The following is a 13,922-nucleotide window of genomic DNA, read 5'->3' as shown; positions in this document are numbered from 1 at the left end:
TTGGCGGTGCATGGCGATAGGAGGTGCGTGTGGCTGATTTTCCGACAACGGCACGGGTTGTGATCATCGGGGGCGGGGTGGTTGGGGTCTCGACCCTATACCACCTTGCCCGCGCGGGCTGGACCGATTGCGTCTTGCTTGAGAAGAACGAACTGACGGCAGGCTCCACTTGGCACGCGGCGGGCAATTGCCCGAATTTCTCGAACTCTTGGGCCGTGATGAACATGCAGCGCTACGGGCTTGAGATGTACCGCAGTTTGGGCGGGGAGGTGGGCTATCCGATCAACTACCATGTGACCGGGGCGCTGCGTCTCGCGCATAGCCGCGAGCGGATGCAGGAGTTTGAACATGTCGCCTCCATGGCCCGCGCGCAGGGGCTGGGGATGGAGATGTGCACCCCCGCCGAATTGAAGGAACACAATCCTTTCATAGAGTTGCACGATTTGGCAGGCGGGCTGTGGGATCCCTTGGATGGGGACATCGACCCGGCGCAGCTGACCCAAGCCCTTGCCAAAGGTGCGCGAGAGGCAGGGGGGCAAATTCACCGCTTTACCCCCGCCACCGGCATAGATTGCGATGGGGGCGAATGGATCGTCCATACCGACAAGGGCGCGATCCGCTGCGAGAAGGTGGTCAACGCTGCTGGCTACTACGCGCAACGGGTGGGCGAATGGTTCCGCCCCCATGGGGGCCGCCGGGTGCCCGCGGTGGTGATGAGCCATCAGTATTTCTTGACCGAAGAAATCCCCGAACTTGCCGCGTGGACCGCCGAGAAGGGCCATAAGATGCCGATGGTCCGCGATGTGGACAGCTCCTATTACCTGCGGCAGGACAAGAACGGTCTGAACCTTGGCCCCTATGAGCGCAACTGCAAAGCGCATTGGATCACCCCCGAGGATCCGATGCCCGAAGATTTCAGCTTTCAGCTCTACCCCGACGATCTGGACCGGTTGGAATGGTATATCGAAGACGCCATGGCGCGGATGCCGCTGTTGGGCCAAAGCGGTGTGGGGCGGGTGATCAATGGGCCGATCCCCTATGCGCCCGATGGGCTGCCGATGCTCGGCCCGATGCCGGGCGTCCCGAACGCCTTTGAGGCGCATAGCTTTACCTTTGGCATCGCGCAGGGCGGCGGCGCGGGCAAGGTCATGGCCGAATGGATCACGCAAGGCGAAACGGAATGGGACATGTGGGATGTCGACCCGCGCCGCTACACCGCCCATGCCGATCACGACTACACTCTCGCCAAGGCGCTTGAGACCTATGGCCATGAATACGCGATGCATTTCCCGCATCACGCATGGCCCGCCGGGCGCCAGAAAAAGCTCTCGCCGCTGCACGACCGTCTGCGCGAAGCGGGCGGGCAGATGGGGGCCTACAACGGGTGGGAGCGCGCGAATTGGTTCGCGAAACCCGGCGATGATACTTCGGAAGCACCGACCCAGACGTGGGACCGGGAGGGGCCGTGGGCGGTTCGGGTTCGAGAGGAGGTCGAGGCGGTGCGCGATAGCGTGGGCGTGCTCGATCTGCCGGGCTTCTCCCGTTTCGCGCTGGAGGGGTCCGGTGCTGCGGATTGGTTGCGGGGCCGGATCGCGGGCGCGCTGCCCAAGGTCGGGCGAATGACGCTGGGCTATTTCCCCGACAGCCGGGGCCGGGTGCTGACCGAGATGTCGATCCTGCGCCATGCGGAGGATAAGTTCACCTTGATCACCGCCGCCCCCGCGCAATGGCATGATTTTGAACTGCTGCGCGATGCGCTGCCCAAAGGGGGGGAGATCAGACTGAGGGACCGGACAGATGCAGTCTCGACCCTGATTCTATGCGGCCCGAAATCCCGCGCCCTGCTGGCGCCGCTGGCCCCGGAGGCCGATCTGGCGCTGCCGTGGCTCAGCCATCAAGAGGCGTCGGTAGAGGGCAAGCCTGCGCTGCTCGCCCGGGTCTGTTTCGCGGGCGAGTTGGGCTGGGAAATCCACGCGGCCTCCGAAGACATGCCCGCGATATATGATGCGCTGATCGCGGGCGGGGCCACGCGCTTTGGGATGTTCGCGCTCAATTCCATGCGCCTGGAAAAAGGCTACCGGACGTGGAAAGGCGATCTGTCGCAGGAGTATACCTTGCTGGAGACCGGCTTGGACCGTTTCCTGCGCCTCGACAAGCCGGAGGCATTTCCAGGAAAGGAGGCGCTGATCGCCGAACGGGACGCAGGGCCACAGCGCCGCTTCGTGACGCTGGTGGTTGAAGGCAACCCGCAAGATGCGCCGCCGATGGCCACGCTGCGCCTGAAGGGAGATGCCGTGGGCGAGGTGACCAGCGGCGGATATGGCTACCGGGTGGGTGCCTCCATCGCGCTCGGCGTCGTGCGGGCCGAGGCCGCCCAGCCGGGCACCGAGCTGATGGTGGAAATCTATGGGCAAAGCTACCGCGCTACGGTGCAGCCCGACGCCCCTCTCTGGGACAGCGAAAATGCGCGTATCCGCGCGCAGGAGGCCTGAGATGGTACAGCTTCCTACCAAAGCCCGCGCGGTGATCATCGGCGGTGGCGTGATCGGCTGTTCGGTCGCCTATCATCTGACGAAACTGGGCTGGACCGATGTGGTACTGCTGGAGCGCAAACAACTGACCTCCGGCACCACATGGCACGCGGCGGGGCTGATCGCACAGCTGCGGGCGACGCAGAACATGACGCGGCTGGCGAAATACTCCCAAGAACTCTACGGCGCGTTGGAGGGGGAAACCGGGGTCGCCACCGGGTTCAAGCGCGTGGGCTCGATCACCGCCGTCCTGACGCCTGCGCGGCGTGAGGAGATCTTGCGGCAGGCCGCCATGGCCCGCGCCTTTGGCGTCGAGGTCGAAGAGATCACCCCCGAAGAGGTCCGCACGAAATACCCCCATGTGAAGACCGAGGGCATAACCGGCGCGGTCTATTTGCCGAAAGACGGTCAGGGCGATCCGGCCAATATCGCGCTGGCCTTGGCCAAGGGCGCCCGAGCGCGCGGCGCGGTGGTGGCCGAGCGGGTCAAGGCGACGGGGGTCACCCGCGCGGGGCGTCGGATCACGGCGGTGGTCTGGGCCGGGGAGGATGGCAGCACGGGCCGGATCGAGGCCGAACATGTCATCAATTGCGCGGGCATGTGGGGGCGCGAGCTGGGCCGCATGCTGGGCAGCAACGTGCCGCTGCAAGCCTGTGAACATTTCTATATCGTTACCGAGGCCGTGCCGGGCCTACACGAGTTGCCGGTGCTGCGCATCCCCGATGAATACGCCTATTACAAAGAGGATGCAGGGAAGATCCTGCTTGGCGCCTTCGAACCCGTCGCCAAACCATGGGCGCTGGACGGCATCCCCGAGAGTTTCGAGTTCGATCAATTGCCCGAGGATTTCGACCATTTCGAGCCGATCCTCGAGATGGCAGTCAAACGGCTGCCGCTGCTCGCGGAGGCGGGGATTCATACCTTCTTCAATGGTCCCGAAAGTTTCACCCCCGACGATGCCTATCACCTTGGCCAAGCGCCCGAGATGGACAATGTCTGGGTCGCCGCCGGGTTCAATTCCATCGGCATCCAATCGGCAGGCGGGGCGGGCATGGCGCTGGCGCAGTGGATGGAGGACGGGCAGAAACCCTTCGATCTGGGCGATGTGGACATCGCGCGGATGCAGCCGTTTCAGGGCAACAAGACCTATCTGGCGGAACGGTCGACCGAAACGCTGGGGCTGCTCTATGCCGATCACTTCCCCTACCGCCAAAAGGCCACCGCGCGGGGCATTAGGCGCAGCCCGCTCCATGCGCATCTGCTGGAGCATGGCGCGGTCATGGGCGAATTCGCAGGCTGGGAACGGGCCAATTGGTTCGCTGATCCCGGGCAGCCGCGCGAATATCGCTATGCTTGGGGCCGGCAGAATTGGTTCGACAATCAAGCCGCCGAACATGCCGCCATCCGCGCGGGCGTGGGGCTTTACGATGTGTCGTCTTTCGGCAAAATTCGCGTCGAGGGGCCAGAGGCCGAAGCTTTCATGAACCACGTCTGCGGCGCGCAGATGGCGGTGCCGGTGGGCAAGATCGTCTATACGCAATTCCTCAACCCCCGCGGGGGGATCGAGGCGGATGTCACCGTAACGCGGCTGAGCGAGACGGCCTATCTCGTCGTCACCCCGGCAGCGACGCGGCTGGCGGATGAGACATGGCTGCGCCGCCATGCTGGCGACCGGATGGTGGTGATCACGGATGTGACAGCGGGTGAGGCGGTGATTGCCCTTATGGGGCCGAAGGCGCGTGAGGTCTTGCAGGCCGTTTCCCTCAATGACTTCTCAAATGACACCCACCCCTTCGGCATGGCGCGCGAAATCGAGATCGGCATGGGCCTCGCCCGGGCGCATCGGGTGTCCTATGTGGGCGAACTGGGCTGGGAGCTTTACGTCAGCGCCGAGATGGCAGGTCATGTTTTTGAGGCGCTGATGGAAGCGGGCGTGGCTTTCGGCGTGGAACTCTGCGGTCTGCATGCGATGGACAGTTGCCGGATCGAAAAGGGCTTTCGCCACTTCGGCCATGACATCACCTGCGAGGACCATGTGCTGGAGGCGGGCTTGGGCTTTGCTGTGAAGACCGACAAGCCCGATTTCATCGGTCGCGACGCGGTGCTGCGCAAAAAGGAAGAGGGGTTGAAGCTGCGGATGCTGCAATTCCGCCTGACGGACCCCGCGCCACTGCTCTACCACGCTGAACCGATCCTGCGGGAGGGGGCCATCGTGGGCTATCTCACCTCAGGCAACTATGGCCACCACTTGGGCGGAGCGATCGGGCTGGGCTATGTGCCCTGCGCGGGCGAAAGCCCCGCCGATCTGCTGGCCTCGACCTATGAGATCGACGTGGCGGGCCGCCGGATCAAGGCCGAAGCCAGTTTGAAACCGATGTATGACCCTAGCGGGGCGCGGACCAAAAGCTAGGCCGCCGCCTTACGAAAAACGCCCCCTTGGCAGGCTTATCGCCCCGGCTTTGACATAGATCAAAGCGGCGGCTTAGGGCTCATGCGATCCGTCTCCCAAAGATGAAGGGATTCGGAATATGTTCGATACGCTCAAGTTGATCGTGCTTGCGCTTATAGTGTTCTTTGCAGCACTCGGGGCGGATTGGGCGCGCGATCCGGCTTATATGGTTCACGCCCTGCTGGTCATGGTGGTGGCCGCAGGGTTGTTTTTTTGGCAGTTGCGCCGGATGCCTGTCGAGGACGCGGCGCCGGTCGCGCCTGCGCCGCCGCAGGGCTATATGGATGGCCCCATTCGCTATGGCGTCATCGCCACCGCCTTTTGGGGTGTGGTTGGGTTTCTGGTGGGCACCTTCATCGCCTTCCAACTGGCCTTTCCGGCGCTGAACATCGACTGGGCGCAGCCCTATGCCAACTTTGGCCGGTTGCGCCCGCTGCACACCAGCGCGGTGATCTTCGCCTTTGGCGGCAACGCCCTGATCGCCACGTCTTTCTACATCGTGCAGCGCACCTCTTCGGCGCGGCTTTGGGGTGGGAACGCGGCTTGGTTCGTCTTTTGGGGCTATCAGCTTTTCATCGTTCTGGCGGCCACGGGCTATTTGCTCGGCGCGACCCAGTCCAAGGAGTATGCTGAGCCGGAATGGTACGTCGACATCTGGCTCACCATCGTCTGGCTGGTCTACCTCGCCGTATTCTTCGGCACGATTCTGAAGCGGCGTGAGCGGCATATTTATGTCGCCAACTGGTTCTTTCTGGCCTTCATCATCACCGTGGCGATGCTGCATGTGGTCAATAACCTTGCTATCCCGGTATCGATCTGGGGCTCCAAATCGGTGCAGGTCTTTGCCGGTGTGCAGGATGCGATGACGCAGTGGTGGTACGGCCATAACGCCGTGGGCTTCTTCCTGACCGCGGGTTTCCTCGGCATGATGTATTACTTCGTGCCGAAACAGGCGGGGCGTCCGGTCTATAGCTACAAACTGTCAATCATCCACTTCTGGGCGCTGATCTTTCTGTATATCTGGGCCGGTCCGCACCACTTGCATTACACCGCCTTGCCCGATTGGGCGGCGACGCTGGGGATGGTGTTCTCGATCATCCTGTGGATGCCCTCATGGGGTGGCATGATCAACGGGCTGATGACGCTCGAAGGCGCGTGGGACAAGATCCGCACCGATCCGATCATCCGCATGTTCGTGGCCTCGCTCGCCTTCTACGGGATGTCGACCTTCGAGGGGCCGATGATGTCGATCCGGGCGGTGAACAGCCTTAGCCACTACACCGACTGGACCATTGGGCATGTGCATTCCGGCGCGCTTGGCTGGAACGGGCTCATCACCTTTGGCGCGCTCTACTTCCTCACCCCGCGGCTTTGGGGCCGGGCGCAGATGCACTCCATGGCGGCGATCAACCTGCATTTCTGGCTCGCGACCCTCGGGATCGTGCTCTACGCCGCGTCGATGTGGGTCTCCGGCATCATGGAGGGGCTGATGTGGCGTGAGGTCGATGCCAATGGCTTCCTTGTCAACAGCTTTGCCGACACCGTCGAAGCCAAATTCCTGATGTATGTGGTCCGTGGTCTGGGCGGGGTGCTCTACCTCGCGGGGGGTGCGGTGATGGTCTGGAACATGTGGATGACCATCCGCGCCCCGCAAGCCCGCCCCGTCACCGTCGCCCTGCCAGCGGAGTAAGATCAATGGCCAAGAACCCCCACAGCCCTAATTATAACCCCGCTGACGACCCCAAAGTCGTGACCGCCAGCGAAGGCTTAAAGAAGGGCAAAATCCCCAACGAACTGCCGCCCGAGACGGAGGCGATCACCTTTCACCAGCGGTTCGAGCGCAACGCGACGCTGCTGTTGATTGCCTCGCTCGGGGTGGTGAGCATCGGCGGGATCGTCGAAATCGCGCCGCTCTTTTGGTTGGAGAACACCATCGAAGAGGTCGAGGGCATGCGCCCCTATTCGCCGCTGGAACTGGCGGGGCGCGAGATCTATGTGCGCGAGGGCTGCTATGTCTGCCACAGCCAGATGATCCGCCCGATGCGCGACGAGACCGAGCGTTATGGCCACTACAGTCTCGCCGCCGAGTCGATGTATGACCACCCGTTTCAATGGGGCTCCAAACGCACCGGTCCCGATCTGGCGCGGGTCGGCGGGCGCTATTCGGATGAGTGGCATGTCGATCACCTGATGGACCCGCAATCGGTGGTGCCGGAAAGCGTCATGCCGAAATACGCGTTTCTGATGGACGCCCAACTTGAGCCCGAGGATGTGACCGATCTGGTCGCCACCCACCGCACGGTCGGCGTGCCCTATAGCGATGAGATGATCGCGAATGTCCGTGGCGACTTCCGGGTGCAAGTCGACCCTTTCGGCGATTACGACGGGCTGCTGGAACGCTACCCCGGCGCGCAGGTGCGCAACTTCGACGGCCAGCCGGGGGTGAGCGAGATGGATGCCCTGATCGCCTATTTGCAAATGCTCGGAACGCTGGTCGATTTCTCGACCTTCGTGCCTGACGCCAGCCGCTGAGGAGGCCGCAATGGACACCTATTCTTTCCTGCGTGAACTGGCTGATAGCTGGGCGCTCTTGATCCTGACGCTGATCTTTCTGGGCGTCATTGCTTGGGCCTTTCGCCCCGGCTCGCGCGCCCTGCACGACGATGCCGCCGCCGTCCCGTTTCGCAACAACGACCCCGATCAAGCCCGCAATGACGGAGCCCGCACATGACCGATAAACGCAAGATCGACCCCGCCACCGGGACCGAGACCACAGGCCACAGTTGGGACGGGATCGAAGAGCTGAACACGCCGCTGCCGCGCTGGTGGCTCTGGACCTTCTACGCGACCGTCGTCTGGGGCGTGATCTATACCATCCTTTATCCCGCCTGGCCGATGGTCTCAGGCGCGACGGCGGGGCTGCTCGGCTATTCCACCCGTGGCGAGGTCGCTGCCGAGATTGCGCGGGTGGACCTGTCGAATGCTGACTTGACCGAAAGCCTCGTCAACGTCGATCTGGGGGTGCTGAAGGACAACGAAGAGCTTCACCGTTTCGCGACACAGGCCGGGCGCTCGGTCTTTGCTGCCAATTGCTCGCAATGCCACGGCGCGGGGGCAGGGGGTGTGGTGGCCTCGGGCTATCCCAACCTTTTGGACGATGACTGGCTCTGGGGCGGCACGATGGAGGATATCGCCTATACCGTGCGCCATGGCATCCGCAACGAGGATGACCCCGACGCGCGTTTTTCGGAGATGCCGCCGTTTGATTGGATGGAGGAGGCCGAGCTCGACGCCACCGTGCATTTCGTGCGCAGCCTCTCGGGGCTTGAGCATGACGCAGGTGCAGCGCAGGCGGGGGCAGAGGTCTATGCCGACAACTGTAGTGCCTGCCATGGGGAGCGTGGCCTTGGTGACCGTGAGATGGGCGCGCCCAACCTTGCCGATGCGATCTGGCTGCGCGGCGGCAGTCATAAGGCGATCCTGCGGCAGCTCAAAGCGCCGCGCATGGGGGTGATGCCGCCGTGGCAGGCCCGTCTGGGCGAGGCCGAGGTGCGCGCCGTGACCGCCTATGTCCACGGTCTGGGCGGCGGCGAGGCTGCGGTCGATGCCGAGGGTGCCGCCGCCGATTAAACCGGTACGACAAATAATCTGCGGATTGATGCAGATCAAAGCGGCCTGCGCCCCACGGGTGTAGGCCGCAAGACGTAACACCGGAGCCTACTGCCCATGTCCAACGCCGCCCCTCCGCTTTTCGCCGCCCGCGAGCCGATCTTTCCCCGCCGGGTCAGCGGATTCTTTCGTCGGTTGAAATGGGTGATCCTGATCCTCACGCTGGGGGTCTATTACATCACCCCCTGGATCCGCTGGGATCGGGGGCCGAACCTGCCGGACCAAGCGGTTCTGGTCGATCTCGCAAACCGGCGCTTCCATTTCTTCTGGATCGAGATTTGGCCGCATGAATTCTACTTCGTGGCCGGGCTGCTGATCATGGCGGGGCTGGGGCTGTTCCTGTTTACCTCTGCCTTGGGGCGGGTCTGGTGTGGCTATGCCTGCCCGCAGACCGTCTGGTCTGACCTCTTCATGACCGTGGAACGTTGGATCGAGGGCGACCGCAACGCGCGCATCCGTCTGCACAACGCACCCTGGAGCCTGCGCAAGGCGCGGCTGCGGGGGGCGAAATGGGTGGTCTGGCTGTTGATCGCGGTGGCGACGGGCGGGGCTTGGGTCTTTTACTTTGCCGATGCGCCCAGTCTGGCGCGCGACCTCGTGACCCTGCAAGCCGCCCCCGTGGCCTATGCCACCATCGGCGTGCTGACGGCCACGACCTTCATCTTTGGCGGTTTCATGCGCGAACAGGTCTGCATCTACATGTGCCCTTGGCCCCGCATCCAAGGCGCGATGATGGACCCCGGCACGCTCACCGTCGGCTATCGCAAATGGCGCGGCGAGCCGCGCGGCAAGGGCGGGGTGAAGCGCCAGAAAGCGGCGGCAGAGGCGATCGGCAGCGGCGATGCGGTGGCGCGCTATGGTGCGGCGCTCGACAAAAACACCGCGGGCGACCGCCAGTCGCGGGACGGCGAGGTTTTGGGCGATTGCATTGATTGCAACGCCTGTGTCGCGGTCTGCCCGATGGGGATCGACATCCGCGAAGGCCAGCAGATGGAATGTATCACCTGCGCGCTCTGTATCGATGCCTGCGACGATGTGATGGCCAAGATTGGCCGACCGCGCGGGCTGATCGACTACCTCGCGCTGGATGATGAGCCGCCCACCGCGCCCAAGGAAAGCGCCGCCGTGGCGGGCCTTGCCGAGGCGCCCGCGGGCGATGTCGCCGGGGCCACTGCGCCGCCCTGGCAGCCCAAGCCGCTTTGGCAGCATGTCTTCCGCCCGCGCACCCTGATCTATACCGCCGCTTGGGCCGCCATCGGTGTGGCGCTTGTCGTGGCGCTCTTCATCCGACCCGAGATCGACATGACCGTGGCGCCGGTGCGCAATCCGACCTTCGTCACCCTCTCGGACGGGTCGATCCGCAACGCCTATGACATCCGTCTGCGCAACAAACATGGGGAAGCGCGGGATTTCCGGCTGTCTCTCGCCGGAGACCGTGGTTTGGACCTCAGCGTCGAGGGGGCTGCGGGTCCGGTGGTCTCAGTGCCCGCCGACACCACCCGCCTGCAACGGATCTATGTCATCGCCCCGCCGCAGAGTGACGCCGCCACCGCGCCGCGCAGCGATCTGCGGTTCTGGGTCGAAGATCTCCGCTCGGGCGAGCGGGCCTTTGGTGACACGATTTTCAATGGAAAGGACAGCCAATGACCGCAGCGCAATTACAACGGGGGCGCCCCCTGACAGGCTGGCATGTGCTGGCGATCTTCGTGGGCGGGTTTTCGATCATCATCGCGGTGAACCTCGCGCTCGCTTTCAATGCGGTGCGCACCTTCCCGGGAAAGGAAACCGAATCGAGCTACGTCGCCTCGCAGAATTTCGACAGCGACCGCGCGGCGCAGGAAGCGCTCGGCTGGGCGGTGCAGACCGAGTTGACGGAGGAGACACTCCGGGTGGCGGTGCAGGATGCCAATGGCGTGGTGCAGCCCGAGATCATCGCGGCGACATTGGGCCGGGCGACCACCGTGGCGGATGACATGACGCCCGACTTCGCCTGGGATGGCCGCGCGTGGACCGCGCCGGTCACCGCAGCGCCCGGAAACTGGAACCTGCGGATCGAGATGCGCGCCGCCGATGGCACGCTCTTTCGCCGCCGCATTCCCTTGCAGGTGACACGATGACCGTCGCCGCCTGTCCCGGCTGTGTCGCAGGCGCCCCCTCGGCTGAGGCTGCGGCGCAGCGCATCGCGGAGAACGACAAGGTCATCCATCTCGCCCTGCCGCAGATCCGCTGCGCGGCCTGTATTGCGGGGGTCGAGGGGGTTTTGGCCCGCTTGCCCTCGGTCAAAGCCGCGCGGGTGAACCTTGGGGCCAAACGGGTGCGGATCGTGCTGAGTCCCGGCTATGACGCCAGCGCCGCGCTTCAGGCGTTGAACGACGCGGGCTTCGAGGCGCATGAGCTGGACGCGACCGCCCTGCGGCCTGCGGGGGATGACACGGGCCGCCGTCTGCTGGCCCGCGCCGCCGTGGCGGGCTTTGCCATGATGAACGTGATGGCAGTCTCCGTCGCGGTCTGGTCCGGGGCGGGCGATATCACGCGCGAGATGTTTCACTGGGTCTCTGCCGCCATCGCGCTGCCCGCCTTGGCCTTTTCGGCGGTGCCCTTCTTCGCCTCGGCATCGGTCGCCCTGCGGGCGGGGCGGATGAATATGGATGTGCCGATTGCGCTGGCGATCCTGCTGGCGGCGGCGACCTCGCTTTATGAGACTTTCGCCGCCACCGGGGCGCATACTTGGTTCGATGCGGCGCTCTCGCTGACCTTTTTCCTGCTGGTGGGCCGCTATCTTGAGCATCGCGCGCGGGCCATGGCACGTTCCGCCGCGGCGGAGTTGACGGCGCTGGAACTGCCCCGCGCGACGCGGCTGACCGCGACGGGGCGTAAGACGGTGGACGTCAGCGCCCTGATGCCCGATGACCGCATCGCCCTTGCCGCCGGGGCGCGCGCGCCGGTGGATGGCATCGCCTTGGGCGCGGTGATGGTGGACCGCTCCGCCCTGACCGGAGAGGCCGACCCCGTCGCGGTGGCGGCGGGCGGGCCGATCTGCGCGGGCGAGGTGATCCTTGACACGCCGCTGACCCTAAGGGTCACCCGCCGGGCCGAGGACAGCACCCTGCGCCGCCTTGCGGCTTTGGTCGAGGTCGCCGAGACCGGCAAACACCGTTACAGCGGGATCGCCGACCGCGCGGCGCGGCTTTATGCGCCGGTGGTGCATGGGCTGGCGGCGCTGGCTTTTGTGGTCTGGTGGGCGCTGACGAGGGACCTCTATCAGGCGATTGCGGTAGCCACGGCGACGCTGATCATCACATGCCCCTGCGCGCTGGCGCTGGCCATTCCGGCGGTGACGGCGGCGATGACCGGGCGCTTGTTCCGCGCGGGCGTGCTGCTAAAATCCCCCACGGCCTTGGAGCGTCTGGCCGAGATCGATACGGTTCTCTTCGACAAGACCGGCACGTTGACCGAGGGCGTGGCGCGGCTGCCCGCGCTTGATGCAGAGGTGGCATCGGTCGCGCTTGCCCTCGCGCAGGCGTCTGACCACCCCGCCTCGCGCGCCTTGGCGGCGGCGTTGCAGGGGCAGATGCCCGCCGATCTGCACGACCTGCAAGAGGTGCCGGGCGAGGGCGTCCGCGGCCTTTGGCACGAGGCGCGGGTCTCTCTGCGCCGTGGGCTGGAGGGGCCGGAACTGCATCTGCCTGATCGCCGTATTCCTTTGCCCCTGTCCGAAACACCCCGCGCCGGGGCGGCGGAAGTCGTCAGCGCCCTGCGCGGGCGTGGGATGGAGGTGGCGATGGTCACTGGCGATACCGCGCAGCGTGCAGAAGTGCTGGCCGAAACCCTCGGGATCGCCACGGTTCATGCCTCCGTTCGGCCTGAGGATAAGGCCGGTCTGGTTCGCAATATGGCCGCGCGGGGCAAGCGGGTGCTCATGGTGGGCGACGGGCTGAATGACACGGCGGCGCTTGCCGGGGCGCATGCCTCTCTCGCGCCTGCCACGGCGCTGGATGCCGCGCGGGTCGCCTCGGACGGGGTGATGCTGGGCGGTGATCTTTCGGCGGTCGCCGATACCCTGCGGCTGGCCCGTCGGGCGCGCAGCCGCATTCGCCAGAACCTCGGGCTGGCCGCCGCCTATAACGCGGTCGCGATCCCGGTGGCGGTCATGGGCTTCGCCACCCCGCTAATGGCGGCGGCGGTGATGTCTTCTTCCTCTATCCTCGTGGTTTTGAATGCGGTGCGCCGATGAATATCCTGATCGTTCTCATCCCCGTCTCCGTCTGTCTTGGCGCGGCAGGGCTTGCGGCCTGTCTTTGGACGCTGCGCAGCGGCCAATACGATGATCTGGAAGGTGACGCCGCGCGGATTTTGTTGGAGAATGGGGAGACGCCCGACGGCAAGGACCGCGAGAGGAATGCTGAGAAGACCGCCTAAAACGCGAAACGCAGGCCGGAGCCTGCGTTTTCTGGGTTCATTGGGAGCTGGCGTTCAGTCAGTCGCCTGAGAGGCCGAGATCAGCGCGTCCATATCCTTGATCATCACGGTTTGGGAGGTCTCGAGCACGATGATATTTTGCTTGCGCAGGCGGGTCAGGGTGCGGCTCACCGTCTCAATCGTCAGGCCGAGGAAATCCGCGATGTCGCTGCGGGTCATCGGCAAGGCGCAGGTGGTGTAATTGCCGATCGGCCTGCCGGTGCGCTCCGCCAGCGTGATGAGGAAGGACGCAACCTTTTCCAGCGCGGATTTGCGGGCCAGCATCATGAAGTGATCCTGCATCGCCGAAATCTCACGCAGGGCAGCGTTCAACAGCCGCTTATGCGTCTCGTGATCCCCCTCGAAATCGTCGAGCGCATGGCGGCGGTGGGCGATCACCTCTGCCGTCTGGATCGCCTCGCAATCGCTGTGATGGAGCGCGCCATTGGGAAAGCCGATGATGTCGCCGGGCAGGCCAAAGGCGATGACCTGCCGCCGCCCGTTGTCGAGCACGCGGGTCAGGCGAAAGACGCCCGAGGTGATCTCATAGATATGGTTGGCGATATCGCCCTCGCGAAACAGATGGCTGCCGACCGCCTGCCGCTTGCGCGGCGATTGCGCGGCGGGGGTGCGAGAGCAAAGCTGCGCCTCGGGCACTTTGGTTGCGGGGGTGAACTCATTGGATAGCGTCACGTACATGCGATCGTCCTTTCTGCGGCGCGGTCACATTCTCAGGCGCATGTCGCAGAACGACCTTTGGTCTTGTATCCGTTTGTAACGCTTTGTCGCAGGGGATGGCGTGGCGGGTGGTGCTC

General features: G+C 64.6%; 11 protein-coding genes. 10 read left to right on the top strand and 1 reads right to left on the bottom strand.

The features are described from left to right. The first annotated feature begins 29 nt into the window (after positions 1 to 29). From ACGYK4_RS06820 to ccoS, 10 genes are all read left to right on the top strand, one after another. The gene (locus ACGYK4_RS06820; protein ID WP_394455718.1) at positions 30 to 2,492 is read left to right on the top strand and encodes an FAD-dependent oxidoreductase; all 2,463 of its coding nucleotides are present in this window, start codon (positions 30 to 32) and stop codon (positions 2,490 to 2,492) included. Position 2,493: 1 nt separating this feature from the next. Continuing rightward, a complete protein-coding gene (locus tag ACGYK4_RS06815; RefSeq protein ID WP_394455717.1) occupies positions 2,494 to 4,941 on the top strand; it encodes an FAD-dependent oxidoreductase in 2,448 nt (815 codons plus the stop codon). 118 nt (positions 4,942 to 5,059) lie between these two features. Further along, the gene (gene ccoN, locus ACGYK4_RS06810) at positions 5,060 to 6,670 is read left to right on the top strand and encodes a cytochrome-c oxidase, cbb3-type subunit I (RefSeq protein ID WP_394455716.1); all 1,611 of its coding nucleotides are present in this window, start codon (positions 5,060 to 5,062) and stop codon (positions 6,668 to 6,670) included. A 5-nt stretch (positions 6,671 to 6,675) separates the two neighbouring features. Then, a complete protein-coding gene (gene ccoO / locus ACGYK4_RS06805; protein WP_394455714.1) occupies positions 6,676 to 7,512 on the top strand; it encodes a cytochrome-c oxidase, cbb3-type subunit II in 837 nt (278 codons plus the stop codon). A gap of 10 nt (positions 7,513 to 7,522) precedes the next feature. Then, the gene (locus ACGYK4_RS06800) at positions 7,523 to 7,711 is read left to right on the top strand and encodes a cbb3-type cytochrome c oxidase subunit 3 (protein ID WP_394455713.1); all 189 of its coding nucleotides are present in this window, start codon (positions 7,523 to 7,525) and stop codon (positions 7,709 to 7,711) included. Next, complete coding sequence (ccoP, locus tag ACGYK4_RS06795) at positions 7,708 to 8,610, top strand: cytochrome-c oxidase, cbb3-type subunit III (protein WP_394455712.1); 903 nt, start codon at positions 7,708 to 7,710, stop codon at positions 8,608 to 8,610. Before ACGYK4_RS06800 ends, ccoP begins: the two co-directional genes overlap by 4 nt. 96 nt (positions 8,611 to 8,706) lie before the next feature. Beyond that, on the top strand, positions 8,707 to 10,296 hold the full coding sequence (gene ccoG, locus ACGYK4_RS06790; RefSeq protein ID WP_394455711.1) for a cytochrome c oxidase accessory protein CcoG: 1,590 nt from the start codon (positions 8,707 to 8,709) through the stop codon (positions 10,294 to 10,296). Then, entirely contained in the window at positions 10,293 to 10,766 is a 474-nt protein-coding gene (locus tag ACGYK4_RS06785; RefSeq protein WP_394455709.1) for a FixH family protein, read from the top strand. The genes ccoG and ACGYK4_RS06785 overlap by 4 nt, the downstream gene beginning before the upstream one ends. Continuing rightward, positions 10,763 to 12,883 (top strand): heavy metal translocating P-type ATPase, encoded by a 2,121-nt coding sequence (locus ACGYK4_RS06780; RefSeq protein WP_394455708.1) that lies wholly within the window; start codon positions 10,763 to 10,765, stop codon positions 12,881 to 12,883. The genes ACGYK4_RS06785 and ACGYK4_RS06780 overlap by 4 nt, the downstream gene beginning before the upstream one ends. Beyond that, entirely contained in the window at positions 12,880 to 13,068 is a 189-nt protein-coding gene (gene ccoS, locus ACGYK4_RS06775) for a cbb3-type cytochrome oxidase assembly protein CcoS (RefSeq protein WP_394430017.1), read from the top strand. The genes ACGYK4_RS06780 and ccoS overlap by 4 nt, the downstream gene beginning before the upstream one ends. A 54-nt stretch (positions 13,069 to 13,122) precedes the next feature. On the opposite strand, the gene ACGYK4_RS06770 is transcribed toward ccoS, so the two are convergent. Beyond that, on the bottom strand, positions 13,123 to 13,806 hold the full coding sequence (locus tag ACGYK4_RS06770; protein WP_394455706.1) for a helix-turn-helix domain-containing protein: 684 nt from the start codon (positions 13,804 to 13,806) through the stop codon (positions 13,123 to 13,125). Between the last annotated feature and the right edge of the window lie 116 nt (positions 13,807 to 13,922).

The sequence above is a fragment of the Sulfitobacter sp. 1A13368 genome (assembly GCF_043557275.1).
Taxonomy (GTDB): domain Bacteria; phylum Pseudomonadota; class Alphaproteobacteria; order Rhodobacterales; family Rhodobacteraceae; genus Sulfitobacter; species Sulfitobacter faviae.
This window is presented reverse-complemented; position numbering and strand designations above follow the sequence as displayed.

Excerpts from the sequence above, each read along its gene's own strand:
- ACGYK4_RS06815 (WP_394455717.1), top strand. The coding sequence starts at position 2,494 with ATGGTACAGCTTCCTACCAAAGCCCGCGCGGTGATCATCGGCGGTGGC.
- ccoN (WP_394455716.1), top strand. The coding sequence starts at position 5,060 with ATGTTCGATACGCTCAAGTTGATCGTGCTTGCGCTTATAGTGTTCTTT.
- ccoO (WP_394455714.1), top strand. The coding sequence starts at position 6,676 with ATGGCCAAGAACCCCCACAGCCCTAATTATAACCCCGCTGACGACCCC.
- ACGYK4_RS06800 (WP_394455713.1), top strand. The coding sequence starts at position 7,523 with ATGGACACCTATTCTTTCCTGCGTGAACTGGCTGATAGCTGGGCGCTC.
- ccoP (WP_394455712.1), top strand. The coding sequence starts at position 7,708 with ATGACCGATAAACGCAAGATCGACCCCGCCACCGGGACCGAGACCACA.
- ccoG (WP_394455711.1), top strand. The coding sequence starts at position 8,707 with ATGTCCAACGCCGCCCCTCCGCTTTTCGCCGCCCGCGAGCCGATCTTT.
- ACGYK4_RS06785 (WP_394455709.1), top strand. The coding sequence starts at position 10,293 with ATGACCGCAGCGCAATTACAACGGGGGCGCCCCCTGACAGGCTGGCAT.
- ACGYK4_RS06780 (WP_394455708.1), top strand. The coding sequence starts at position 10,763 with ATGACCGTCGCCGCCTGTCCCGGCTGTGTCGCAGGCGCCCCCTCGGCT.
- ccoS (WP_394430017.1), top strand. The coding sequence starts at position 12,880 with ATGAATATCCTGATCGTTCTCATCCCCGTCTCCGTCTGTCTTGGCGCG.
- ACGYK4_RS06770 (WP_394455706.1), bottom strand. The coding sequence starts at position 13,806 with ATGTACGTGACGCTATCCAATGAGTTCACCCCCGCAACCAAAGTGCCC.